Source organism: Asticcacaulis solisilvae, from assembly GCF_052327315.1.
Classification (GTDB): domain Bacteria; phylum Pseudomonadota; class Alphaproteobacteria; order Caulobacterales; family Caulobacteraceae; genus Asticcacaulis; species Asticcacaulis solisilvae_B.
This window is the reverse complement of sequence record NZ_CP166196.1, coordinates 2,344,350-2,369,150: the sequence shown is the minus strand read 5'-3', so window position 1 is coordinate 2,369,150 and position 24,801 is coordinate 2,344,350. Positions and strand designations below refer to the sequence as shown.

At 63.5% G+C, this 24,801-nt stretch carries 13 protein-coding genes; 2 read left to right on the top strand and 11 right to left on the bottom strand.

From position 1 onward, the window contains the following. Positions 1 to 33 precede the first annotated feature (33 nt). Together hrpB and AB8717_RS11150 are read right to left on the bottom strand one after the other, a co-directional pair. A complete protein-coding gene (hrpB, locus tag AB8717_RS11155; RefSeq protein ID WP_443747409.1) occupies positions 34 to 2,496 on the bottom strand; it encodes an ATP-dependent helicase HrpB in 2,463 nt (820 codons plus the stop codon). 60 nt (positions 2,497 to 2,556) lie between these two features. Next, the gene (locus tag AB8717_RS11150) at positions 2,557 to 4,137 is read right to left on the bottom strand and encodes an amino acid permease (RefSeq protein WP_443747408.1); all 1,581 of its coding nucleotides are present in this window, start codon (positions 4,135 to 4,137) and stop codon (positions 2,557 to 2,559) included. Between the two features lie 201 nt (positions 4,138 to 4,338). On the opposite strand from AB8717_RS11150, the gene AB8717_RS11145 reads away from it, so the two are divergent. Next, the gene (locus AB8717_RS11145; protein ID WP_443750876.1) at positions 4,339 to 5,001 is read left to right on the top strand and encodes an MBL fold metallo-hydrolase; all 663 of its coding nucleotides are present in this window, start codon (positions 4,339 to 4,341) and stop codon (positions 4,999 to 5,001) included. A gap of 89 nt (positions 5,002 to 5,090) precedes the next feature. Here the strand turns inward: AB8717_RS11145 and AB8717_RS11140 are convergent, their stop codons facing one another. After that, a complete protein-coding gene (locus tag AB8717_RS11140) occupies positions 5,091 to 5,396 on the bottom strand; it encodes an SCP2 sterol-binding domain-containing protein (protein ID WP_443747407.1) in 306 nt (101 codons plus the stop codon). A gap of 92 nt (positions 5,397 to 5,488) precedes the next feature. Here AB8717_RS11140 and AB8717_RS11135 point away from each other — a divergent pair, with 92 nt between their 5' ends. After that, positions 5,489 to 6,673 carry an NAD(P)/FAD-dependent oxidoreductase gene (locus tag AB8717_RS11135; RefSeq protein ID WP_443747406.1) on the top strand — a complete coding sequence of 395 codons (1,185 nt, stop codon included), beginning with the start codon at positions 5,489 to 5,491 and terminating at the stop codon, positions 6,671 to 6,673. On the opposite strand, the gene AB8717_RS11130 is transcribed toward AB8717_RS11135, so the two are convergent. The 8 genes from AB8717_RS11130 to rpoB all read right to left on the bottom strand — a co-directional run bounded on the left by AB8717_RS11130 (position 6,670) and on the right by rpoB (position 24,670). Then, on the bottom strand, positions 6,670 to 6,816 hold the full coding sequence (locus tag AB8717_RS11130; RefSeq protein ID WP_443747405.1) for a hypothetical protein: 147 nt from the start codon (positions 6,814 to 6,816) through the stop codon (positions 6,670 to 6,672). The genes AB8717_RS11135 and AB8717_RS11130 overlap by 4 nt on opposite strands. 1 nt (position 6,817) lies before the next feature. Continuing rightward, positions 6,818 to 7,021: a helix-turn-helix transcriptional regulator gene (locus AB8717_RS11125; protein ID WP_443747404.1), complete on the bottom strand. Its 204-nt coding sequence runs from the start codon at positions 7,019 to 7,021 to the stop codon at positions 6,818 to 6,820. 2 nt (positions 7,022 to 7,023) lie between these two features. After that, positions 7,024 to 7,470: a hypothetical protein gene (locus tag AB8717_RS11120; protein WP_443747403.1), complete on the bottom strand. Its 447-nt coding sequence runs from the start codon at positions 7,468 to 7,470 to the stop codon at positions 7,024 to 7,026. Between the two features lie 116 nt (positions 7,471 to 7,586). Next, positions 7,587 to 11,141 (bottom strand): beta strand repeat-containing protein, encoded by a 3,555-nt coding sequence (locus tag AB8717_RS11115; protein WP_443747402.1) that lies wholly within the window; start codon positions 11,139 to 11,141, stop codon positions 7,587 to 7,589. Between the two features lie 227 nt (positions 11,142 to 11,368). Next, positions 11,369 to 12,496, bottom strand: coding sequence for a catalase family protein (locus AB8717_RS11110; RefSeq protein WP_443747401.1), 1,128 nt, complete (start codon positions 12,494 to 12,496; stop codon positions 11,369 to 11,371). 248 nt (positions 12,497 to 12,744) lie between these two features. Continuing rightward, complete coding sequence (locus tag AB8717_RS11105) at positions 12,745 to 16,011, bottom strand: calcium-binding protein (protein ID WP_443747400.1); 3,267 nt, start codon at positions 16,009 to 16,011, stop codon at positions 12,745 to 12,747. A 314-nt stretch (positions 16,012 to 16,325) separates the two neighbouring features. Continuing rightward, positions 16,326 to 20,513 (bottom strand): DNA-directed RNA polymerase subunit beta', encoded by a 4,188-nt coding sequence (rpoC, locus tag AB8717_RS11100; RefSeq protein ID WP_443747399.1) that lies wholly within the window; start codon positions 20,511 to 20,513, stop codon positions 16,326 to 16,328. Between the two features lie 80 nt (positions 20,514 to 20,593). Beyond that, positions 20,594 to 24,670 (bottom strand): DNA-directed RNA polymerase subunit beta, encoded by a 4,077-nt coding sequence (gene rpoB, locus AB8717_RS11095; RefSeq protein WP_443747398.1) that lies wholly within the window; start codon positions 24,668 to 24,670, stop codon positions 20,594 to 20,596. Positions 24,671 to 24,801 lie beyond the last annotated feature (131 nt).

The following is a 24,801-nucleotide window of genomic DNA, read 5'->3' as shown; positions in this document are numbered from 1 at the left end:
TCCTTATACGCGTACCGTTCCATATGGATGCAATTATGTTCCGCGCGGCTTGGCGCGCGTCGTCGGATCGGCTTCGCGCGGGTTCTCCGGCCAGACGTGGCGCGGATAGCGGCCTTTCATTTCGCTGCGCACTTCGGCCCACGATCCGTCCCAGAAGGCCGGCAGGTCGCGCGTGATCTGGATCGGGCGGTGCGCCGGCGAGGTCAGGGCCAGCACCACGGGAATGCGCTTCGGCCCCAAGGTAGGATGGACCGTGGTGCCGTAAAGTTCCTGCACGCGGACATCGACGCGCGGGCCGCCTTCGGCCTCGTAATCGATACGCACGTTCGAACCCGTCGGCATTTTCAGTGTCTCGGGCGCCAGCTTGTCGAGTTCGCGTTGCTGGTCGTAGGTCAGGATGTCGCGCAAGGCGTTGTAGGTATCCTGGATATTGAGCGACAGCAGGGACTTGCCGGCGGCGTAGGGGCCAAGCCAGGTTTCGAGCGTGCCCAGAAGTGCGTCGTCGCTCAGGTCCGGCCACGCTTCGTCCTGGCCGCGCAGGAAGGTCACGCGGGCGCGTAAGCTGCCGAATGCGTCGGAAGTCTTGAGCGCTTTCAAACCCTTTTGCTGAATTTCCTGAGCTTCGGCATGAAGAAGCAGTTCGGGCGGAATCTGCGCCATCGGCTTCGATGACAGGACCAGCGCGCCCAATCGTATCTGTTCGAAGGCGCGGAAACGGCCATTCTGCTTTTCCAGGACCGGGCCGCGTTCGAGGCGATCGCTGAACAGCGCGGTGATCTCCGCCTCGGTCAGGGCCGCGCCCAAAAGGATGCGGTCGCGGTTCGCGCCGCCGCCGAGGTCGCCGACCGCCACGAAATCGGCGCGGGCCAGGGCGTCGTGTTCGTCAACATAGACGCCGCGGCCATTGGCCATGACGAATTCGCCGGGCTTGCCGCGTGCGCGTGCCACGCGTTCGGGGAAACATTCGGCCAGCAGATGATGCGACAGCACGTGTCCGCCCGCCGTCTTGCCGCCCTTGACCAAAGCTTCGGCCTGGCGCGCCCAGGTGTCGGCCAGTTGCCGCGCCTGAGTGACCTTGGGCGAACGGTCGCGGCTTAAGGCTTCCAGGCGCAGGTCGAGGTCGGTCGCCTTGCCGCCGATGCCGTTTTCCGACAACAGGACGGCCAGTTGTGCTCCCTGCCCCGCCGCACCCAGTTCCGCGGCCTTCAACAGCATATGCGCCAGGCGCGGCGACATCGGCAGTTGCGCCATCAGCTTACCGTGCGGTGTCAGGTCGCCGTGCGTGTCGAGCGCGCCCAAGGCCTTCAAAAGCTTCACGGCCTCGTCCATGGCGGCCTTCGGCGGGTGGTCGAGCAGCGCCAGGCCTTCGGTCGATTTTGCGCCCCAAAGACGGAGGGACAGGGCCAGTTGCGACAGGTCGGTCTCGAGAATTTCCGGCTTGGCGAACGGGATCAGCGAGCGGTCCTGTTCGGCGTCCCACAGGCGGTAGGCGTCGCCCGCCTGCGTCCGGCCGGCCCGGCCGCGGCGCTGGTCTGCAGAGGCGCGCGACACACGCTCGGTGACGAACTGGGTGACGCCGCGCGCCGGATCGAAGCGGCCGAGCCGCGACAGGCCGCAGTCGAGCACCATCGCCACCTTGTCGAGCGTCAGCGAGGTTTCGGCGATGGCCGTGGCCAGCACGATCTTGGGGTGACCCGGGGCATTCTTCGCCAGCACGCGCGCCTGGTCGCGGAAATCCATGGCGCCGTAGAGTTTATGCAACTCGATATGCGCGCCGATGCCCGCCTCTTCGATACGTTGCGCCGTGCGGTGGATCTCGCCCTGGCCGGGCAGGAAGACCAGCATGGTTTCGGCGGCCTCCGGCTTCAGTTTCGCCGACAGCCGCGCCGTGTGGCGCGCGACGTCGGTTTCCATCGGCAGGGTCTGGTTGCGGCCAAGGTAGTGCGTGGTGATCGGGAAGGTCCGGCCAAGCGACGTGAAACCCTTCGCGTCGGGCAGCAGTGCCAGCACGCCTTCCGCGTCGAGCGTCGCCGACATGACGAGCAGCCGCAGGTCGTCGCGCAAAACGGTTTGGACGTCGCGCGCAAACGCCAAACCCAGGTCGGCATCGAGGCTGCGTTCGTGGAATTCGTCGAAGATAACGCAGCCGATGCCGTCAAGCGACGGATCGTCGAGGATCATGCGTGAAAAGATGCCTTCGGTGACGACCGTGATCCGCGTCTTGCCTGATACCTTGCTTTCGCCGCGCACCCGAAAGCCCACGGTCTGGCCGACGGCTTCGCTCAAGGTCTCGGCCATGCGCGCGGCGGCGGCGCGCGCCGCCAGCCTGCGCGGTTCGAGCAGCACGATCGACTGGCGTTCGAGCCACGGTGCGTCCAACAGGGCCAGCGGGACGCCGGTCGTCTTGCCAGCGCCCGGCGGCGCGATGATCAGCGCCGTGGTGTTTTCGGCCAGCCAGGCCCTGAGCTCGGGGAAAATCTCTTCGACGGGAAGCATCGTCCCGGCTTAGCAGAGCCCGCTCAAATAAAAAAGGCGCCCTTGCGAGCGCCTTTTCCGTTAGTTCGTGCTGCCCGGAGGCGGCGGCAACTCGTCCTCGTGGGAATCGACGATGCCCTTGCGGACGTTGGAATTCCAGAAGCCATAGGCGAAGTAGAAGACCAGGCCGATGACGGCCCACGTGAAGAAGACCATCCACGACGTCTTGTCGAGGCTGAAGAACAGCAGCAGGCAGCCGAAGATGGACAGCGGCGCGACGATGAAAAGCAGCGGCGTCTTGAACGGACGCGGGCGGCTCTTGTCGGTGAAGCGCAGGATCATGACGCCCGCCGACGCTGCGGCAAAGGCGAACAGCGTGCCGGCGTTGGAGTAATCGGCCAGCGAGCCCACGGGCAGGAAGGCCGCCGCGACGGCGACGAACGCGCCGGTGACAAGCGTGATAACCCACGGTGTCCTGAACTTGGAGTGAACGGCGCTGAGGCCTTTGGGCAGCAGGCCGTCGCGCGCCATAACGAAGAAGACGCGGGTCTGGCCGTACATCATCAGCAGCACGACCGACGGCAGGGCGAACGTGGCCGCCAGGCCGATCAGGTTGCCGAAGAGCGGGTTGGAGCCCACTTCGCGTGCGACATAGGCCAGCGCTTCCTTCGAGCAGACGAGCGGATGATGCTCGGCCGAACAGGCGGCGCTGCCGTAAAGGGCGGTCGAACCGTCGGCGAAGAACTTGCCCGTCGCCGGATCGGTGAGCGGCTGGGCGCCGAACGACCCGATGACGCCGCTGGCCACCAGCAGGTAGAAGACGGTGCAGATGAGCAGCGAGGCGATCAGGCCGATCGGCACGTTGCGTTGCGGGTCCTTCGTTTCCTCCGCGGCGGTCGACACGGCGTCGAAGCCGACATAGGCGAAGAAGATCGAGGCCGCCGCGCCGAGTACGCCGACGCCGGAGCCGTCGAGCGGATTGCCCCAGCCGCGCGGCGTAAACGGATTGAAGTTGTGCAGATGGCCGGTCGCCAGCGGCAGGGTGATGATGATGAACAGCGTCAGCGCTGCGATCTTGATGGCGACCAGGACGGCGTTGAAGGTCGCGCTTTCCTTGGTGCCGATGATCAGCAGCGTGGTGACGAAGACGGTGATCAGCACGGCCGGCAGGTTGATGATGCCGCCGACTTCACCGCCGTGGATGAAGCCGAGGTTGATCGGCGGGCCGACGGTTAGCGCGTGTGGCAGATGTATCCCCACATTGTCGAGGAAGCCGACGATATGGCCGGACCAGCCGACTGCCACGGCGGACGCGCCGAGCGCATATTCCAGGATCAGCGCCCAGCCGACGAGCCATGCCATCAGTTCGCCCATGACGGCGTAGGAATAGGTGTAGGCCGAGCCGGCGACCGGCACCATCGAGGCCAGTTCCGAGTAGCAAAGGGCTGCCACGGCGCAGACCGCGCCGGCGATGATGAAGGAGACCACCATGCCCGGGCCGGCCTTTTGGGCGGCGGCGGCGGTGAGGACGAAGATGCCGGTGCCGATGACGGCGCCGATGCCCAGAAGGGTCAACTGGACCGGGCCCAGCGAGCGGTGGAGCGATTTTTTTTCCGCTGTCGCAAGGATAGCGTCGAGTGGCTTGATCCGCCAAAAACTCATGGTTTTCTCTTTTTCGCAAAGGTGTCAGGCGCGGGATTTTTGTTGGTCCCCGCAGGCCGTTGGTTCGAGCCTATAATGGAATAGTAAAATCTGCAAATACCCTTTGTTACGCCATTGAACCGCGGCCCGTGCGTGCTCATATGCGTTTGATTTTCCCGATTCCCGGAGTTTGCCGTGCCCGAACAGTCCCCCATCGGCGTCATGATCGCGCCCGTCACGCCGTTGCAGCAGAATTGTACGGTTGTCTGGTGCACGAAGACCAGCAAGGCGGCGATCATCGATCCCGGCGGCGATGTCGAGCCCATTGTCATGGAACTTCAACGGCGTGGCCTAACTATCGAAAAGATTTGGGTTACTCATGGACATGCCGATCATGCCGGCGGAACACAAAGGCTGCGGGAACTGACCGGGGCGCCGGTCGAAGGGCCACACGTGGATGACGAATTCTGGATCGAACGTATCCCCGAGGACGCGAAACGGTGGGGCATCTATGACGCCCAGAGTTTCGTTCCGGACCGCTGGCTGGAGAATGGCGATACCGTGACGCTGGGAGAGACCGTCTGGCAGGTTATCCACTGCCCGGGCCACACGCCGGGCCACGTCGTCTTCTATCAGCCTGAGGCGCAGTTCGCCCAGGTCGGTGACGTGCTGTTCCAGGGTTCGATCGGACGCACCGACTTTCCGCGTGGCAACCACGCCGACCTGATCAACGCCATCACCACGCGGCTTTGGCCGCTGGGCGATGTGCGCTTCGTTCCAGGCCACGGCCAGATGTCGAGCTTCGCGATCGAGCGCCGAAGCAACCCGTACGTCGCCGACCGCGTCGTCGGACAGTCCCGGCCCAATGTTTCCGGGCCGGGTTAGGACTCGGGTGTATAATAAGGAAAAATAACGATTTCGCCCTCCTCCATAAATGGGGAGGGCGAAGAAAGTCGAATAGGATTCGCTTGCACTCAGCCCTTGAGCAGCGGGGCCAGCTTTTGCGCCACGCCCATGTCGCCCTGGATCTTCATCTTGCCCATCATGAAGGCCATCATCGGATCGAGCGTGCCCTTGCCCATGGCGACCAGGTCGTCGATCGAGATCTGGATGGTGGTGTCGGCGGGCTTGTCTTCGTTGCTGACGACGTTTGGTACAGTGGCGGCGTCGATCAGGATCTTGCCGGCGTCGCCGAAGTCGAACTTGATGACCTTGCCCAGGCCCGAATTTTCACCGACAGCCGCGGTGATCTTTTGTGTCAGGGTTTCCAGATCGGACATGGCCGTTTCCTCCAGATGTGTTAGGTGACGCGGACCTTAGCCCAGATTCTGCCGCAGGCAAGATGGTCGTAAGGTCAAGCTTTGGAGATTTCGTGCAAAGACTGGATTGTGTGGTCCTGGGCGCCGGCGCCGCCGGCCTGATGTGCGCCATCGAAGCCGCCAGGCGCGGCCGCTCGGTGCTGGTGATCGACCATGCCGACAAGCCCGCCGAGAAGATTCGCATCTCGGGCGGCGGCAAGTGCAACTTCACGCACCTGAAGGCGACGCCGAAAAACTATATCTCGGCCAACCCGCATTTCTGCATCTCGGCGCTGAAGCGCTTCACGCCGTGGGACTTCCTCGATCGCGTCGTCAAACGCGGCATTCCCTACTTTGAGAAGAGCGAAGGCCAGCTGTTCTGCGAAGACTCGGCCATGGATATCATCAGGATGCTGCTCGACGACCTCAAGGCCGCCGGAGGGCAGCTGCGCCTCAGGACTTCGGTCGGTGCGGTCGAACAGACCTACGACGGCTTTCAACTGAATACGTCGGGCGGCCCGATCGTTTGCGAAAAGCTGGTGGTGGCGACCGGAGGCCTGTCGATCCCCAAGATGGGCGCGACGGGCTTTGCCTACGAGCTGGCGCGGCAGTTCGGCCACGACATCGTCGAGACGCGCCCTGCCCTCGTGCCCTTCACCCTGGGGCCGGACTGGCAGGAAAACCTCCAGGGCCTGTCAGGCCTTTCGGTCGAAGCCAGGGTCAGCGCGGGCAAGACGGCGTTCAGCGACGGTTTCCTGGTGACACACAGGGGGCTGTCGGGACCGTCGGTCCTGCAAATTTCCAGCTATTGGCGGCCTGGCGAGGCTGTGACCATCGATCTATGCCCGACGGTCGCCGCGGAGAAATGGCTGCTGGACCGCAAGCAGAGCCGCGGCAAGCAAGCCCTGGTGACGGCCATCTCCGAGCTCTTGCCGCGACGATTCGCCGAGCGCTGGATCGAAATCAATGGCTTGCCGGCAGATGCTCATGTAGCGGATTTGCCGAATGCCGCCTTGGTGAAGATGGCTGCGGCGATCAACCGCTGGAGCCTGACACCCATGGGCACCGAAGGCTACCGCACGGCCGAGGTCACGGCCGGCGGCATCGACACCACCGGCCTGTCGTCGCAGACGATGGAGAGCCGTTTCTGCCCCGGCCTCTATTTCATCGGCGAATGCGTCGATGTTACGGGGTGGCTGGGCGGCTATAACTTCCAATGGGCCTGGGCGTCGGGCTGGGCGGCCGGACAGGCCGTCTAATGGAGGCTGGTGACCGCCAAGGCCGCCAGCATTACCGACACGCCGGGCACGCCACCCCACAGGGCGACCTGCACGGCCAGTTTGAAAGCGGTCTTCTGCTTTTCCGCCTGGCCGGGTTTCATGTACGGACGATAGCGATACATCCTAGTCCTCGAGATAAAAGAGGTCTTCCACGCGGGTTTCCAAAACGCGCGCCAGTTTCAGCGCCAGGGTGGTCGATGGCACGAAGACCGCGTTTTCGATCGTATTGATGGTCTTGCGCGACACCTGGGCCTGGACGGCCAGGTCGGCCTGGGTCAGGCCGCGCGCGGTCCGATAATCCTTCAGGCGGTTCTTAAGCGACTCCAAACTCAGCTCCGGTAAAGCAAGGCGTAGGTCAGCGACGGCGCCGCGACGCCAAGCGCCAGCAGGATGGGGGCGGCCATGCGGACGTCGATCGGCACGAAGAAACTTGCGGTATAGAGCCCGGCCACCGCCAGCAGCAGTACCCAATACCCGGCCTGGAAGGACCGTTTTGTCAGGCCCACCGTGCGTTCGTCGTCGACCAGGCCGGCGATATCGCGGTGTTTCGCGAGATGCCTCATGGTCCACAGGATGCCGAGCAGGCTTGCCAGCCAGACCGGCCATGCCGCCAAGCCGATCAGGTTCAGGGTTTGCGGCGCCAGGCCGGTGTCGACGTGCTGCAGGCCGGTCGAGCCGATCCACATGACATAGGTCAGGGCGTTTACGACCATCAGGCCGCGGCGCAGTCCGGCCATGCCTTCCGCACGCTTCAGCAGTTTTTCGGTATCGCTCATGGTAGCCTCCTCAAAGTCACCTATGGGTTACATGTAACCTGTAGGTGACAAAGAGTCAAGCGGCGCGCCGGCGGCGTAACGAAAAGGGCCTCCGGAAATTTCCGAAGGCCCTTTTTTTACCCGAAGTGGAAATCGGAGGCTGTTACCGTCGCACCGCCGTTGAACGTGGCGATGGCGACGGCTGCATCTCCGCCGGCCCCGTCATGGTCCCAGTAGAGCGTGTGGGTGGCGGCGTTCCAGATGAACTGGGCCGAGGCGCCGACGGCGGCGCTGCCGGCGGTGAATTCGGATGCGGTCAATAGGTGGCCGCTGCTGAAGCCGTAGTCAGCACCGGTGAACCGCAGGACATCGGCGCCGTGGACGAAGTCCTGGACGGTATCGAGGCCGTTGGCGGTCCCGGCGGCGGCGAAGACGAAGGTGTCGGCTCCATTGCCGCCGTTGAGCACGTCGTTGCCCTGCCCGCCGATCAACGTGTCTGCGCCGTCGCTGCCATTGAGGGTGTCATTCCCGCCCAGCCCCGACAGCACGTTGTTGCCGGTGTTGCCGTTCAGCCCGTTGGCCAGGCTGTTGCCCGTGCCATTGAGATCGGCCGTGCCAAGCAGGTTCAGGTTTTCGATGAAGTTGCCCAGCGTATAGCTGATTGTCGACATGACCCGGTCGCCGCCACCGTCGTTGACGCCGGCGCCGGTCGATTCTTCCAACACGACATCGCCGATATTGTCGACATAGTAGATATCGTTGCCAGCCCCGCCATACATGGTGTCCGCACCGGTGCCGCCGTCGAGCGTGTCGTATCCGGCATTGCCATAAAGCAGGTCGTTGTCCGCGCCGCCGTTGACAGTGTCATTGCCGTCGCCACCGTTGATGGTGTCGGCGCCGGCATTGCCGTTCAACTGGTCGTTTCCGTCCAGTCCCAACAGCGCGTTGGCGCCGGCATTGCCATTGATGACATTGTCAAGAGCGTTGCCGTTGCCGAAGATGTCGGCAGTGCCGGCAAGGTTCAGGTTCTCGATGAAGTTGCCAAGGCTGTACGATACCGTGCTGACGACAAGGTCTGTACCGACGTCGCCTGCGTTTTCGGACACGAAGTCACCGGCGTCGCTGACATAGTAGACGTCGCTTCCCGCGCCGCCCTGCATGATATCGAAGCCCGCGCCGCCGTCGAGCGTATCGTTGCCGGCGCCGCCATAGAGCATGTCATTGCCGTCGTTGCCATAGAGCTTGTCGTTGCCGTCGAAGCCATACAGGGTGTTGTTGCCCGCGTTGCCATTGATCAGATTGGCAAGGCCGTTGCCTGTGCCAGCGATATTTCCGGCGCCGGTCAGGGTCAGGTTTTCGATGAAGTTGCCCAGTGTGAAGCTCACCGAGGCCTGCACAAGGTCGGTGCCGCCGTCATTGGTGCCGGCGCCGGCCGATTCTTCGGACGCGATGTCGCCGGTATTGTCGACGATGTAGGTATCGTCGCCTGACCCGCCATACATCGTATCCGCTCCGGCCCCGCCGTTCATCACGTCGTTGCCGCCCAGCCCCCACAGGTGATTGTTGCCCGAATTGCCGTTCATGCCGTTGTTGAGGCTGTTGCCGGTGCCGCTGAGGCCGGCGCTGCCTGTCAGGTTGAGATTTTCGACATAATCGCCCAACGTATAGTCGATCGACGCATAGACCCGGTCCGCGCCACCCGACGATGCGAATTCGAAAACCTGATCTCCCGCGCTGTCGACATAATAGATGTCGTTGCCTTCGCCGCCGTACATGGAGTCATCGCCCGCGCCACCGTCGAGGGTTTCGTTTCCGGTCGAGCCATACAGATAGTCATTACCGGCGCCTCCGTTCAGCAGGTTCGCGCCGCCATCTCCGAACAGGGTATCGTCGCCGTCATTGCCGTTGAGCGTGTCATTGCCGTCGTAGCCCTCGAGGAAGTTGTTCGCCGCATTGCCGGTTATGACGTTATTCAGCGCATTACCGAAACCAAAGCCGGTGCCGTCGGCCAGGATGAGGTTTTCGACGTGGTCGGTCAGCGTATAGGTCCAGGTCGACGACAGGACGGTATCAATGCCGCCGGAATCCGCGCCGCCGGCCTCGGTTTCCGAAACGACATCGTCGGCATTGTCGACGATATAGGTATCGTTTCCGGCTCCGCCGTGCAACGTATCGGCGCCGGGACCGCCATTCAGCGTATCGTTGCCGGCCAGGCCCCAGAGGATATCGTCGCCACCGTGTCCGGTGAGCCCGTCATTGCCGGCGGTACCAGTGATGGTTTCGTTGTGGGGTGTATCGGCCGGGGAGAATCCCCCGAAATTCTCGGACGTCAGGGTTGCCGCGTCGACATTTTTCAGGATCGCGATTGTGCGATAGTCCCACCCCGGGTTTGCCGATCCGTCCGGATCGAACTGGATCAGGACGTCGGCGCCCGACTGCACCAGCTTGACGTGGCCGTCGGCAAACGGATTGGCGCCGGTGGTGTAATGGAAGGCGTTCAACAGGGTCGGCGTGAGATCGAAAATGTCTCCGCCTGCGCCGGGGGCGAAGTCCGTGATCGTAACGGGTGTGTTGCCGGGAGAGAGGTAATAGGTGTCCGAACCGTCACCACCGGTCAGGATGTTCGCGGACGAAGACATGAACGCGGTGGAGAAGGAGCCCTGGAAGGTGTCGTTACCGGCATCCCCGTAGAGATAGCTTGTCCCCTGGCCGCCAAGCCAGATCAGGTCGTTGCCGTCGCCGCCGTGGATAGTGTTCTGGCCATAGTGGTCGGAAATGACGTCGTCGCCGGCGCCGCCGTCGATTCTGTCCGAGCCGAGATACCCATCCAGCGTGTCGTTGCCGTCGCCTCCGTTGAGGCTGTCGTTTCCGCCGTCGCCGAACAGGCTGTCGTCACCGGCAAGGCCAAGCAGCGTGTCGTCGCCATGGCTTCCGTTGAGGGTTTCCGCATCCCCTGTGCCCGTGAAGAGGCTGCCGGCCAGGGCAGAGCCATCGAAGGTATAGCCGCGGAAATTGTCGGCCGTCAGCGAGGCCGCATTGACGTTCTGCAGGACCAGGGCGGTGTGGAAATTGTAGATAACGCCGCTGGCGTCGGCATCCACCTGGATAAGGGTATCGCTGCCGCTCTGGACGATGCGGACATGGCCTGAGGCCAGCGGGTCGCCGCCATCATAGTTCGACAGGTTGGTGACGACCGATGAAAGGTCGATGACGTCGCCGCCCGCTCCGGCGGTAAAATCCGTCACCGTCGCATTGCCGTCGGCGGTGTACGGTGTCTCGATCACATAGACGTCGCTTCCGTGGCCGCCGGTGGCCAGCAGCGGCGCGCCGTCCTGGCTGTAGATCGAAAGGATGTCGTTGCCTTCGCCGCCATCAATGGTCGTGCTCCGGGCCTCACCGTAGGCGGACGACGCGATCGAGTCGTCGCCCGCCCCGCCCGAAAGCGTTTCGGCGCCGCCGTACGAGACGATCGTATCGTTGCCTTCGCCGCCGGAAATACTGTTGTTGCCGACGGTATCCCAGATGCTGTCGTTACCGTCGCCACCATCAATCGTGTCGCCGCCGCCGCCGAAGCCCTGAATGGTATCGTCGCCGCCCAGGCCGCTGATGCTGTCGTTGGCCGACGTATCCGGAATATAGTCGGCGTCGCCGGTGCCGTTGATGATGTTGATGCTGCTTGTGACGCTGACCATGAAATCCCCCCTAGGGACCGGATAGGCAAATGGAAAAGGCCTGGCAAAACTCTGCCGAAGCTATGTGGCGGCAAAAATGTAAGGCTGCATGTTTCCCCCGGAGGCTCCCCCGAACCTCTATTTCAAGACTGTAATATGAGAGACAAGATTTCGCAATCGCCAGGCGTAAAATTGCCTGCCGAAACGCAGCGATGGGCTGGATTGCAGCTTGCAATGCAAAAGCAGTGTCAGGGGTAGTAGACCTGCGCCTCTTCCGGCTCGTCGGTGAACAGGTTCCGGGTATCGGTGGGTTCGGTCATCGCCTTGTGCTCGCGCTCACCGCGCGCCCGGGCGGAGGCTTCGTACACCGACTTGCGCAAGCGGTTGACCGACCCCAGCGGCCGGTGCGCCTCCAGGCCGTGCCAGGGGCTGAACGACATGCCGTCATCGATGGCGGCCGAACGCGCTTCGCTCCACGCGGTCTGCGGTTCGACCTTCACAGTGGCGACGGCGACATAGGGGCTTTCGTTTTCCGGCCAGACCCTGGCGGCGTTCTCGACCGGCATGGCCTCAAGGTCGGTGCACAATTGCACCCGCAGTTCCCATTCCCCGCCCATGATGGCGAAGTGGTCCTGCATGGCTTCGCGGATGGCGGTTGGGTTTTCATCGATGTCGAGGTGGTCGTGGCCGTGGACGGTCAGGTCCTCCGAGACCGGCGCGACACTGAACTTGGCGATATAGGGACCATGGAGATAGGGTGTCGCGGAATAGTAGGTCTCGCTCAAGGGATGGGTCGCCGGATGACCGCCGAGCGCCCGCAGCGTCGTGCTCTTGCCGCCCATGCTCTCGATGGCGCCTTCGGTGGCGCGCAGTACCTTCGACAGGGCGACCTTGGCGCTCCCGCCCCTGTCGGTGGTCATGGCCAGCAGTTTGAGATTGGCCAGGAAGGCCCTGGCGTTCGGTGCCTGGAAGGCGGGGCCGTTGACCATGACGAAGTCCTGGGTGGTGGCGTCCTGCGTGCCCGGCAGCCGCGGCCCCTTGACGCCGATGACCTTGAGCGCGAGGCCACGGGGCGTGGAGACCGCGTCGGGCAGGATGTCGCCGGGCGTGGTCGAGAAGCGCATGATGACCGGATAGTCGCCGGGCGCGGCGAACAGGCCTTGCGCCAGGTCCGGCGGCAGATCGGGTTTAACGCTCAGGCGACCGGTCAGCAGCGCGTGGCTCTTGGCGTGAACGCTGCGCAGGCCCTCGTGCGTGTCCTCATAGGTCTTGCGGCTGATCGCCAGCATGGTTTTCGCCAGGTCGGCGGCCAGTTGCGCTTCGTCATCCTCGATCTCCTCGACCGAAGACGTATAGGGAACGGGGGCCTTCAGCATGATGATACCTCGACATAGTCGCCGGATCCGGCGCTGCCATGGCTTAAGGCTCCGCCCGTAAGGGCTCCATGCGTATCGAGGCGGAAAGCATAAGCGGCAAGGGAAAATCCCCGATGCCGCGCATCGGGGACTGTCCTTGCCGGTATACCAGGGCATGATGATTTTAGCTTCGCTCAAATCCATGCTCCAGGTTTTTGTTTTGTCGCGCAATGTGTCCAAAAAGTGCGTCACACTTTTTGGATCGCGCTCTAGGAGAAGTGCAGGTCGGACGCGGTTACGGTCACATTGCCTGTAAAGGTGGCGATCGCAACGGCCGCGTCGCCGCCGGCGCCGTCGTGGTCCCAGTAAAGCGTATGGGTGGACGCGTCCCAGACGAATTGCGCCGAGGTGCCGACGGCCGCCGATCCGGCGGTGAATTCGGCTCCGGTCAGGACGTGCCCGGCCGTGAAGCCGTAGTCCACGCCCTTGAAAAAGAGCTGGTCGACGCCGTGGACGAAGTCCTGGATGGTGTCGAGACCGTTTGTGGCCGCCGCATTGAAAACGAAGATGTCGGCCCCTGCCCCACCGGTCAGCACGTCATTGCCCGCGCCGCCGATCAGCACATCGTTGCCGTCGTCGCCGGACAAGGTGTCGTCGCCGTCCTGGCCGTACAGGGCATCATTGCCCGCGCCACCGAACAGGACGTCATTGCCGGCTTCGCCGATCAGGGTGTCGTTGCCGTCCTGGCCGTACAGGGCGTCGTCGCCCGTGCCGCCCATCAGGACGTCGTCGCCGATGCCGCCTTGCAGCAGGTCGTTGCCGTCGTTGCCGTACAGGGTATCGTTGCCGTCGTCGCCGTAAAGGGTGTCATTGCCGGCGCCGCCATTCAGCACATCGAGGCCGGTGCCGCCGAGAAGAACGTCATTGCCGTCGTCGCCGTAGAGGGTGTCGTTGCCGTCCTGGCCATAGAGCACATCGTCGCCCAGCCCGCCGAAGATGACATCGTGGCCGTCTTCGCCGATCAGCGTGTCGTTGCCGTCCTGGCCGTAGAGCACATCGTCGCCGATCCCACCCATCAGGACATCGTCACCCGTTCCGCCGAACAACAGGTCGTTGCCGTCATTGCCGTACAGGGTATCGTTGCCGTCGTCGCCGTACAGGGTGTCATTGCCGGTACCGCCCATCAGGCTGTCGAGGCCCGCGCCCCCGAAGAGCAGGTCGTTGCCGTCGTCGCCCGACAGGGTATCGTTGCCGTCGTCGCCATACAGGGTATCGTCGCCCGTACCGCCCGACAGGAGGTCGAAGCCGGCCCCGCCGAGAAGCGCATCGTTGCCGTCCTCGCCGTACAGGGTATCGTTGTCGTCCTGGCCGTAGAGCACGTCGTTGCCCAGGCCGCCGAAGATCAGGTCATTGCCGGCGTCGCCGATCAGGGTATCGTTGTCGTCCTGGCCGTAGAGCACATCATTGCCCAGACCGCCCAGCAGGACATCGGCGCCGGTCCCGCCCTGCAACAGGTCGTTGCCGTCATCGCCCGACAGGGTATCGTTGCCGTCGTCGCCGTACAGGGTGTCGTCGCCGGTACCGCCCGTCAGGCTGTCCTGGCCGGCGCCCCCCAGGATGATGTCATTGCCGTCATCGCCGGACAGGGTATCGTCGCCGTCCTGGCCATAGAGCACGTCGTTGCCCGCCCCGCCCGACACGAAGTCGTTGCCGGCTTCGCCGATCAGGGTGTCATTGTCGTCCTGGCCGTAAAGCGCATCGTCGCCTGTTCCGCCCAGCAGGACGTCCGCGCCGGTCCCGCCGATCAGCTTGTCGTTGCCGTCGTCGCCGGACAGGGTATCGTTGCCGTCGTCGCCGTACAGGGTGTCGTTGCCGGTGCCGCCGGTCAGGCTGTCCTGACCCGCACCGCCCTGCAACAGGTCGTTGCCGTCATCGCCCGAAAGGGTGTCATCGCCGTCGTCGCCATACAGGGTGTCGTTGCCGGTTCCGCCCATCAGGCTGTCCTGGCCCGCGCCGCCGAGAAGGACGTCATTGCCGTCGTCGCCGTACAGGGTATCGTTGCCGTCCTGGCCGTAAAGCACGTCGTCACCTGCCCCGCCGGACGCCAGGTCATTGCCGGTATCGCCGATCAGGGTGTCGTTGTCGTCCTGGCCGTGGAGGACATCGTCGCCTGTTCCGCCCATGAGGACGTCGGCGCCGGTACCGCCCTGGAGCAGGTCGTTGCCGTCTTCGCCGACCAGGGTATCGTTGCCGTCGTCGCCATACAGGGTGTCGTTGCCGATGCCGCCCGTCAGGCTGTCCTGGCCCGCGCCGCCGAGAAGGACGTCATTGCCGTCATCGCCGTACAGGGTATCGTTGCCGTCCTGGCCGTACAGAATATCGTCGCCCGTACCGCCGAAGATCACGTCGTGGCCGGCGGCGCCGATCAGGGTATCGTTGCCGTCCTGGCCATACAGGGTGTCGTCGCCCGTGCCGCCCACCAGGACGTCGGAACCGGCCCCGCCCAGGATCAGGTCCTTGCCGTTGTCGCCGACCAGGGTGTCGTTACCGGCTCCGCCTTCCAGGCGCAGGGAGTAAGCCCCGGAACCGTCCGGCGCGAAGCCCGAGAAATTGTAGGCCGTCAGGCTGGACGCCGTCACATTCTGCAGGATCAGGCAGGTCGTGAAGCTGGCGCCGTTGGCGGCCCCGTCGGCGTCGATCTGGATCAGCGTGTCGCTTCCGGACTGCGTCACGCGCAGATAACCTTCCGCGAACGGATTGTGGCCGGTGGTGTAGCCGCTGAGGCCGGAAAGCAGGCTGGCCAGGTTGAAAATGTCGCCGCCGTCGCCGGCGTGGAAATTGGAGACGGCCGGCGTGTAACCGCCGAAATTATAGGCCGTCAGGCTGGTGGCGGTTGTGTTCTTGAGGACAAGCACCGTGGTGTAGCCGTAAGCGCTGCCGGCGCTGCCGTCGAGGTCGGTCTGCACCAGGGTGTCGGTGCCGCTCTGGACCAGGCGGACATTGCCCGAGGCGAAGGGCGTGCTGCCGGTATAGCCGACGAAGTTGTTGGTGATGTCCTGGGACAAATCGACGATGTCGCCGCCGTTTCCGGCGGTGAAGTCGGTCACCGTGACATGGGTGTCCGCCGTGCCGCGGGACTCGGTCAGGTAGGTATCGTGGCCGGCGCCGCCGGTGACCTGCGCGTTGCCCTGCCCGAAGTCGTAGATGTCGAAACGGTCGTCGCCGGCGCCGCCCGTGATCGTCATGGCCGCGGAATCGGATTGCAGGAAGGCGACAATGTTATCGTCGCCGTCGCCGCCGTCTATCAGGAAGGCGCCGTCCGCCGTGCCGAAGATGGTGTCGTTGCCGGCGTCGCCATGAAGGTAGCCCGTGCTGGCATAGTCGGCGATGAAGTCGTTCCCGTCACCGCCGAAAATCGTGTTGTTCGACTGCGACGCCTGAATGGTGTCGTCCCCGCCCATCCCGTAGATAATCAGATTGGTCCCGGAGTTCAGGATGTCGTCCGCGGCGTCGGTTCCGTTGTAGATATTCGGCATGATACTCTTGACTCAAAGGGCTGGACGCCGGGGCGGACAAGCCTTTCCGGTCGCGGCCGCGCCGAGGCCGCGTCACATGACGCAGCTTGGCGTGCACCGGTTACCGGAGGCTCAAATCCTCCTGGCTCCGCAATCGTGGGAAGCTGTTGAGAGGGATAATACGGTATTATCGTTAAATATTAGCCAATGTCCCCCTGCCCCCTTCGGTCTGTCCCTTGCGATACAAAAGGCATGGGACGCGCAAGCAAAAACCCCGGATGAAAGGATCATCCGGGGTGTCTTGTCGTTTGAAAGGGAACTTGCTTCCGGACGCCTTATTCGCCGGCAACAGGGCCTTCGAGCAGGATTTCCGCCGGCAGCGGCTCCATCGTCTCTTCGCGCTGGTGCGTCAGCTGTTCGTCGCGCTTGAGCGCGATGCGTTGCAGCGAGCGCAGGTAGGCGCCGGTACCGGCCGGGATCAGACGGCCGACGATGACGTTTTCCTTCAGGCCGTCGAGCGTGTCGATCTTGCCCTGGACCGAGGCTTCCGTCAGGACGCGCGTCGTTTCCTGGAACGAGGCGGCCGAGATGAAGCTGCGCGTTTGCAGCGACGCCTTGGTGATGCCCAGCAGGACGGCCTGCATGATGGCCGTGCGGCCGCCGCGCTTTTCCGCCTTGACGTTCTCGGCTTCGACTTCGGTGCGGTCGAGGTGGTCGCCCTTGATCAGACCGGTGTCGCCCGGCTCGAGGATTTCCACCTTCTGCAGCATCTGGCGCACGATCACTTCGATATGCTTGTCGTTGATCGGCACGCCTTGCAGGCGGTAGACTTCCTGGATCTCGTTGACCAGGTATTCGGCCAGCGCCTCGACGCCCTGGATGCGCAGGATATCGTGCGGATCCGGGTTGCCGTCGATGATGTAGTCGCCCTTCTGGATGATATCGCCGTCGTGGACGGAGATATGCTTGCCCTTCGGGATCAGGAACTCGACCGGATCCGAACCGTCTTCCGGCGTGATCTTGATGCGGCGCTTGTTCTTGTAGTCGCGGCCGAATTCGACGCGGCCATCCATTTCGGCGATGACGGCGCAGTCCTTCGGACGGCGGGCTTCGAACAGTTCGGCGACGCGCGGCAGACCGCCGGTGATGTCGCGGGTCTTGGCGCCTTCGGTCGGGATACGAGCCAGGATGTCGCCCGGACGGACTTCATCGCCGTTGCCCACCGACAGAATGGCCCCGACCGGCAGCATGTAGCGGCTGTCGCCGCCGTTGGTCAGCTTGCGGTACGCGCCGGCGTCGTCGGTGATGCCCATGGCCGGACGGACGTCCGCCGACTTGGACGAGCCGCGCCAGTCGACGACCACGCGGTTGGTGATGCCGGTGGCTTCGTCGGTTTCTTCGCGGACGGACTGGCCGTCGGTCAGGTCTTCGTAGCGCACCTTGCCGCCGACTTCGGTGATGATCGGCGTGGTGTACGGGTCCCACTCGGCCAGGCGCTGGCCCTTTTTGACCTGGGTGCCTTCTTCCACGCGCAGGCGCGAACCGTAGCCGACCTTGTAGGTCTCGCGGTCCTTGCCGTCGTGGTTGATGGTGATGATCAGGTTACGCGACATGGAGATCAGGTCGCCGTGGGTGCCGCGGACGGTGTTGCCGCCCGAGATCTTGACCACGCCGTCCGAGATCGTTTCGTAGAAGGACTGCTCGGCGACCGTGGCGGTACCGCCGATGTGGAAGGTCCGCATGGTCAGCTGGGTGCCCGGCTCGCCGATCGACTGGGCGGCGATGACGCCGACCGCTTCACCCATGTTGACACGGGTGCCGCGAGCCAGGTCACGGCCGTAGCAGGCGGCGCAGGTGCCGAGATCGGCTTCGCAGGTCAGGACCGAACGGACCTTGACCGACTGGACGCCCGAAGCCTCGATCTGCTCCACGACGTTTTCGTCGATATAGGTGTCGGCTTCGACAACGACTTCGCCCGACGCCGTGTCCTTGATGTCCTCGGCCGTGGTGCGGCCCAGAACACGGAGACCCAGCGAGACGAGGACGTCACCGCCTTCGACGACGGCGCGGAGCGTGATGCCCTTGGTCGTGCCGCAGTCTTCTTCCATGATGATACAGTCCTGCGCCACGTCGACGAGACGGCGGGTCAGGTAACCGGAGTTGGCGGTCTTCAGCGCGGTGTCGGCCAGACCCTTACGGGCGCCGTGGGTCGAGTTGAAGTATTCGAGAACCGACAGGCCTTCCTTGAAGTTCGAGATAATCGGCGTTTCGATGATCGAGCCGTCGGGCTTGGCCATCAGGCCGCGCATGCCGCCGAGCTGCTTCATCTGCGCCTGCGAACCACGGGCGCCGGAGTTGGCCATCATGTAGATCGAGTTGATCTCCTTTTCGCGGCCGTCTGCGGTCATGTGCTTGCGCGAGATCTCCTTCATCATTTCGTCGGAGACGCGGTCCGTGGCCTTCGACCAGGCGTCGATGACCTTGTTGTACTTCTCGCCCTTGGTGATCAGGCCGTCGGCGTACTGTTGCTCGTACTCTTCGGCCAGGTGGCGGGTTTCCTCGATGATGCCCTTCTTGGTGTCGGGGATCACGATGTCGTCCTTGCCGAACGAGATACCGGCGCGCGCGGCTTCCTTGAAGCCCAGAGCCATCATCTGGTCGGCAAAGATCACCGTCGCCTTCTGGCCGCAGTGGCGGTAGACGATGTCGATCAGGTTGCCGATTTCCTTCTTGGTCAGGGTCTTTTCCAGGACCTTGAGGCCGATGTTTTCGTTCTGCGGCAGGACGGCGGCGATCTTCATGCGGCCCGGCGTCGTGTCGACGACGCGGGTACGAACGACACCGTCGCTGTCCTTTTGCGTGAAGCGGCACTTGATCTTGGCGTGCATGGTGACGGCGCCGGAATCCAGCGCCTGCTGAATTTCGTTGAGGTCACCGAAGATCATGCCCTGGCCGGGTTCGTTGTCCTTGACCAGCGACAGGTAGTAGAGGCCGAGCACGATGTCCTGCGACGGCACGATGATCGGGCGGCCGTTGGCCGGCGACAGGATGTTGTTCGTCGACATCATCAGGACGCGGGCTTCGAGCTGGGCTTCGAGCGAGAGCGGCACGTGAACGGCCATCTGGTCGCCGTCGAAGTCGGCGTTGAAGGCCGAGCAGACCAGCGGGTGGAGCTGGATGGCCTTGCCTTCGATCAGCTTGGGCTCGAACGCCTGGATGCCCAGACGGTGAAGCGTCGGCGCGCGGTTCAGCATGACCGGGTGTTCGCGGATGACCTCTTCGAGGATATCCCAAACTTGCGGCTGTTCACGCTCGACCATGCGCTTCGATTGCTTGACGGTGCCCGACAGGCCCTTGGCGTCGAGGCGCGCGTAGATGAACGGCTTGAACAGTTCCAGCGCCATCTTCTTCGGGATGCCGCACTCGTGCAGCTTCAGGTCCGGACCGACGGTGATGACCGAACGGCCCGAATAGTCGACGCGCTTGCCGAGCAGGTTCTGGCGGAAGCGGCCCTGCTTGCCCTTCAGCATGTCGGCCAGCGACTTCAGCGGGCGCTTGTTGGCGCCGGTGATGACGCGGCCGCGGCGGCCGTTGTCGAACAGGGCGTCGACCGATTCCTGCAGCATCCGCTTTTCGTTGCGGATGATGATGTCCGGCGCGCGCAGTTCCATCAGGCGCTTCAGGCGGTTGTTACGGTTGATGACGCGGCGGTACAGGTCGTTCAGGTCCGACGTGGCAAAGCGGCCGCCGTCGAGCGGGACCAGCGGGCGCAGTTCCGGCGGAATGACCGGCACGACGGTCAGGATCATCCATTCGGGACGGTTGCCCGACTCCATGAAGGATTCGATGAGCTTCAGACGCTTCGAAAGCTTCTTGCCCTTCATTTCCGACGTGTTGTCGACCAGTTCCGAACGCAGCTTGTCGGCGATTTCGGCCAGCTCCATGCTCATCAGCATGTTGCGCACGGCTTCGGCGCCGATTTCAGCGGTGAAGCTGTCGTCGCCGAATTCTTCCTGGTAACGGTAGTACTCGTCTTCCGACAGAAGCTGGTTCAGCTTCAGCGGCGTCAGGCCGGGCTCGGTGACGATGTAGTTTTCGAAGTAGAGCACGCGCTCCACGTCCTTCAGCGCCATGTCGAGGATCATGGCGATCCGCGACGGCAGCGACTTCAGGAACCAGATGTGGGCGACGGGGCTGGCCAGCTCGATATGGCCCATGCGCTCGCGGCGCACGCGCGACAGCGTCACTTCGACGCCGCACTTTTCGCAGATGATGCCCTTGTACTTCATGCGCTTGTACTTGCCGCACAGGCATTCGTAGTCCTTCGTCGGACCGAAGATACGGGCGCAGAACAGGCCATCGCGTTCCGGCTTGAAGGTCCGGTAGTTGATGGTCTCGGGCTTCTTGATCTCGCCGAACGACCACGACAGGATCTTTTCGGGTGAAGCAAGGGTGATACGGATCTGGTCGAAGGTCGGAGCAACCTGGACCGGATTGAAGATATTCAGGACTTCCTGGTTCATGGGGTCTTCCAGTCGTCAAAAAACTTTAGGATGTGCGGAAGGCGCCTGCCCTCCGCACGCTTTTTCAAAAGGTAGGGCTATCAGCCCTGGCCGTTCTCGAGCTCGACGTTGAGACCCAGGGAACGCATTTCCTTGATCAGAACGTTGAAGCTTTCCGGGATACCGGCTTCGAAGCTGTCGTCGCCGCGGACGATCGCTTCGTAGACCTTGGTGCGGCCCGCCACGTCGTCCGACTTGACGGTAAGCATTTCCTGGAGGGTGTAGGCGGCGCCGTAGGCTTCGAGGGCCCAGACCTCCATTTCCCCGAAGCGCTGTCCGCCGAACTGCGCCTTGCCGCCCAGCGGCTGCTGGGTAACGAGCGAGTAAGGTCCGATCGAGCGGGCGTGGATCTTGTCGTCGACCAGGTGGTGCAGCTTCAGCATGTAGATGTAGCCGACCGTGACCGGACGCTTGAACTGTTCACCGGTGAGGCCATCGTACAGGATCGACTGGCCCGAACGGTCGAGACCGGCCGATTCCAGCATGTCTTCGATGTCGTTGATGTGGGCGCCGTCGAAGACCGGAGTCGCGATGGGCACGCCCTTGGACAGGTTCTGCGCCAGTTCGATCAGGTCCGCGTCCGAGTCCGGCAGTTCCTGATCCGGGCCGTAGACCTTTTGCAGGTGGTCGACCAGCGCTTGACGCTGACCGCCGCCGTACTGCCAGTCTTCCAGCATGTTGGCGATCTGGCGGCCGATGCCGGCACAGGCCCAGCCCAGGTGGGTCTCGAAGATCTGACCGACGTTCATGCGCGAAGGCACGCCCAGCGGGTTCAGAACGATGTCGACGTGCGTGCCGTCGGCCAGGAAGGGCATGTCCTCGACCGGGAGGATCTTGGAGATAACCCCCTTGTTGCCGTGACGGCCGGCCATCTTGTCGCCCGGCTGCAGCTTGCGCTTCACCGCGACGAAGACCTTGACCATCTTCATGACGCCCGGCGGCAGTTCGTCGCCGCGTTGCAGCTTCTCGACCTTGTCCTCGAAACGGCGGTCCAGACGTTTGCGGGCGTCCTGGAACTGACGGTTCATGGCCTCGAGCTCGCCCATGATCTTTTCGTCTTCGAGCGCGATCTGCCACCACAGGCCGCGCGAGATTTCGCCCAGCTTGTCTTCGGTGATCTCGCCGCGGCCCAGGCCCTTCGGACCCGAGACGGCGACCTTGCCGACCAGGATTTCCTTGAGGCGGCCGTAGATGTTGCGTTCCAGGATCGACAGTTCGTCGTCGCGGTCCTTACCCAGGCGTTCGATTTCGGCGCGCTCGATAGCCTGAGCGCGTTCGTCCTTTTCGACGCCGTGACGGTTGAAGACGCGGACTTCGACGACCGTGCCGGCGACGCCGGGCGGCAGGCGCAGCGACGTGTCGCGCACGTCCGACGCCTTTTCGCCGAAGATGGCGCGCAGCAGCTTTTCTTCCGGTGTCATCGGGCTTTCACCCTTCGGCGTCACCTTGCCGACCAGGATGTCACCCGGCTGGACTTCGGCGCCGATGGCCACGATGCCGGCCTCGTCGAGGTTGCGCAGGGCTTCTTCACCGACGTTCGGGATGTCGCGGGTGATTTCTTCGGGGCCAAGCTTGGTGTCGCGGGCCATGACTTCGAACTCCTCGATGTGGATCGAGGTGAAGATGTCGTCGCGCACGATGCGTTCCGAGATCAGGATCGAGTCTTCGAAGTTGTAACCGTTCCACGGCATGAAGGCGACCAGCACGTTGCGGCCGAGTGCCAGATCGCCCAGGTCGGTCGACGGGCCGTCGGCGATGATGTCGCCGGCCGCAACCTTGTCGCCCACGCGGACCAGCGGACGCTGGTTGATGCAGGTGTTCTGGTTGGAACGCTGGAACTTCGACAGGCGGTAGATGTCGACGCCCGGCTTGGTGGGGTCGTTTTCTTCCGTGGCGCGCACGACGATACGGGTGCCGTCGATCTGTTCCACCACGCCGGTGCGGCGGGCGGCGACCGTGGCGCCGGAATCGCGGGCGACGACTTCTTCCATGCCGGTGCCGACCAGCGGCGCATCGGCCTTGACCAGCGGAACGGCCTGACGCTGCATGTTCGAGCCCATGAGGGCGCGGTTGGCGTCGTCGTTTTCAAGGAAGGGGATCAGCGCGGCGGCGACCGAAACGACCTGCTTGGGCGACACGTCCATATAGTCGACGGTCGTCGATTGCTGCAGGCCCGGTTCGCCGTTGACGCGGCCCTGGACCAGGTCTTCGACGATCTTGCCATTGTCGAGCGCGATGTTCGCCTGGGCGATCACGTGCTTCGACTCTTCCATGGCCGACATATAGACGACCTCTTCCTGCGCCTGGCCGTCGATGACCTTGCGGTACGGGCTCTCAATAAAGCCGTACTTGTTGACGCGGGCGTGGGTGGCGAGCGAGTTGATAAGGCCGATGTTCGGGCCTTCCGGCGTCTCAATGGGGCAGATACGGCCGTAGTGCGTCGGGTGCACGTCGCGGACTTCGAAGCCCGCGCGTTCGCGCGTCAGACCGCCCGGTCCAAGGGCCGACAGGCGGCGCTTGTGGGTGATTTCCGACAGCGGGTTCGTCTGGTCCATGAACTGCGACAGCTGCGACGAGCCGAAGAATTCACGCACGGCGGCAGCCGCCGGCTTGGCGTTGATCAGGTCGTGCGGCATGACCGTGTCGATATCGACCGACGACATGCGTTCCTTGATGGCGCGTTCCATGCGCAGCAGACCGACGCGGTACTGGTTTTCCAGCAGTTCGCCGACCGAGCGGACCCGGCGGTTGCCCAGGTTGTCGATGTCGTCGATTTCGCCGCGGCCGTCGCGCAGGCCGACCAGGATCTTGAGGATCTTCAGAATGTCGTCCTTGCGCAGGGTGCGCTCGGTATCGGCGACGTCCTGTTCCAGACGCATGTTCATCTTGACGCGGCCGACGCTCGACAGGTCGTAGCGCTCCAGCTCGAAGAACAGCGAGTTGAACATGGCTTCGGCCGCTTCGATCGTGGGCGGCTCGCCCGGACGCATGACGCGGTAGATGTCGAACAGGGCGTCTTCGCGGCTCGAATTTTTGTCGATGCGCAGGGTCGAGCGCATGTACGGGCCGACGGTGACGTGGTCGATGTCGAGGACGTCGACCTTGGTGAAGCCGTTGTCTTCCAGCAGCTTCACGGCCGGACCGTCGAGCTCGTCGCCGGCTTCGGCGTAGATTTCACCGGTCTGGAAGTTGACTTCGTCGCGCGCCAGGTAACGGCCGATCAGGGCGTCCGGCGACAGCAGCAGCGCCTTCACGGTGTCGCCCAGCTTCTTGGCGGTACGCGCCGAGATCTTGGTGCCCGCTTGCGCCACGACTTCGCCCGTGTCGGCGTCGACCAGGTCGAATTCCGGCTTCACGCCGCGCCAGCGCTCGGGCTTGTAAGGCGTGACCCAGCCGCTTTCGCGCTTTTCATAAGGGACAACGTCGTAGAAGGTCGTCAGGATTTCTTCGCCGTCCATGCCCAGCGCGAACAGGAACGAGGTCGCCGGCAGCTTGCGGCGGCGGTCGATACGGACATAGACGATGTCCTTGGCGTCGAATTCGAAGTCGAGCCACGAACCGCGGTACGGGATGATGCGCGCGCCGAAAAGCAGCTTGCCCGACGAGTGGGTCTTGCCCTTGTCGTGGTCGAAGAAGACGCCCGGCGAACGGTGCATCTGGCTGACGATGACGCGCTCGGTGCCGTTGACGACGAAGGTCCCCTTGTCGGTCATCAGCGGGATGTCGCCCATATAGACGTCCTGCTCCTTGATGTCCTTGACGGAGCGGGCGCCCGTTTCCTCGTCGCTTTCGAACACGATGAGGCGGAGTTTCACCTTAAGCGGCGCGGCATAGGTGATGTCGCGCTGGATGCATTCCTCGACGTCGTACTTGGGCTCTTCGAACTCGTACGAGACGTATTCCAGCGTGGCGCGTTCGTTGAAGTCCTTGATCGGGAAGACCGATTTGAAGACCGCTTCCAGGCCGTCATCGGCGCGCTGGCTGGGGCGCACATCGCGTTGCAGGAACTGCTCGTACGACGAGCGCTGCACCTCGATGAGGTTGGGCATGCGGATGGCTTCGGGAATGCGGCCGAACGACTTGCGGATCCGCTTCTTCTGGGTGAACGACAGGGGCATCGTTTATCCTTGCGTTTTTTGGTGACGCGAAAAGGCTATGTAGGAATGCAGAAAATTCTGCGCGCTAAAGGTCTTTGGTCCCTCCGGGACCTGAAGGTTTCGCGCGCCTGCTCTTTTATGACGTTGCCGCC

Excerpts from the sequence above, each read along its gene's own strand:
- hrpB (WP_443747409.1), bottom strand. The coding sequence starts at position 2,496 with ATGCTTCCCGTCGAAGAGATTTTCCCCGAGCTCAGGGCCTGGCTGGCC.
- AB8717_RS11150 (WP_443747408.1), bottom strand. The coding sequence starts at position 4,137 with ATGAGTTTTTGGCGGATCAAGCCACTCGACGCTATCCTTGCGACAGCG.
- AB8717_RS11145 (WP_443750876.1), top strand. The coding sequence starts at position 4,339 with ATGATCGCGCCCGTCACGCCGTTGCAGCAGAATTGTACGGTTGTCTGG.
- AB8717_RS11140 (WP_443747407.1), bottom strand. The coding sequence starts at position 5,396 with ATGTCCGATCTGGAAACCCTGACACAAAAGATCACCGCGGCTGTCGGT.
- AB8717_RS11130 (WP_443747405.1), bottom strand. The coding sequence starts at position 6,816 with ATGTATCGCTATCGTCCGTACATGAAACCCGGCCAGGCGGAAAAGCAG.
- AB8717_RS11120 (WP_443747403.1), bottom strand. The coding sequence starts at position 7,470 with ATGAGCGATACCGAAAAACTGCTGAAGCGTGCGGAAGGCATGGCCGGA.
- AB8717_RS11115 (WP_443747402.1), bottom strand. The coding sequence starts at position 11,141 with ATGGTCAGCGTCACAAGCAGCATCAACATCATCAACGGCACCGGCGAC.
- AB8717_RS11110 (WP_443747401.1), bottom strand. The coding sequence starts at position 12,496 with ATGCTGAAGGCCCCCGTTCCCTATACGTCTTCGGTCGAGGAGATCGAG.
- AB8717_RS11105 (WP_443747400.1), bottom strand. The coding sequence starts at position 16,011 with ATGCCGAATATCTACAACGGAACCGACGCCGCGGACGACATCCTGAAC.
- rpoC (WP_443747399.1), bottom strand. The coding sequence starts at position 20,513 with ATGAACCAGGAAGTCCTGAATATCTTCAATCCGGTCCAGGTTGCTCCG.
- rpoB (WP_443747398.1), bottom strand. The coding sequence starts at position 24,670 with ATGCCCCTGTCGTTCACCCAGAAGAAGCGGATCCGCAAGTCGTTCGGC.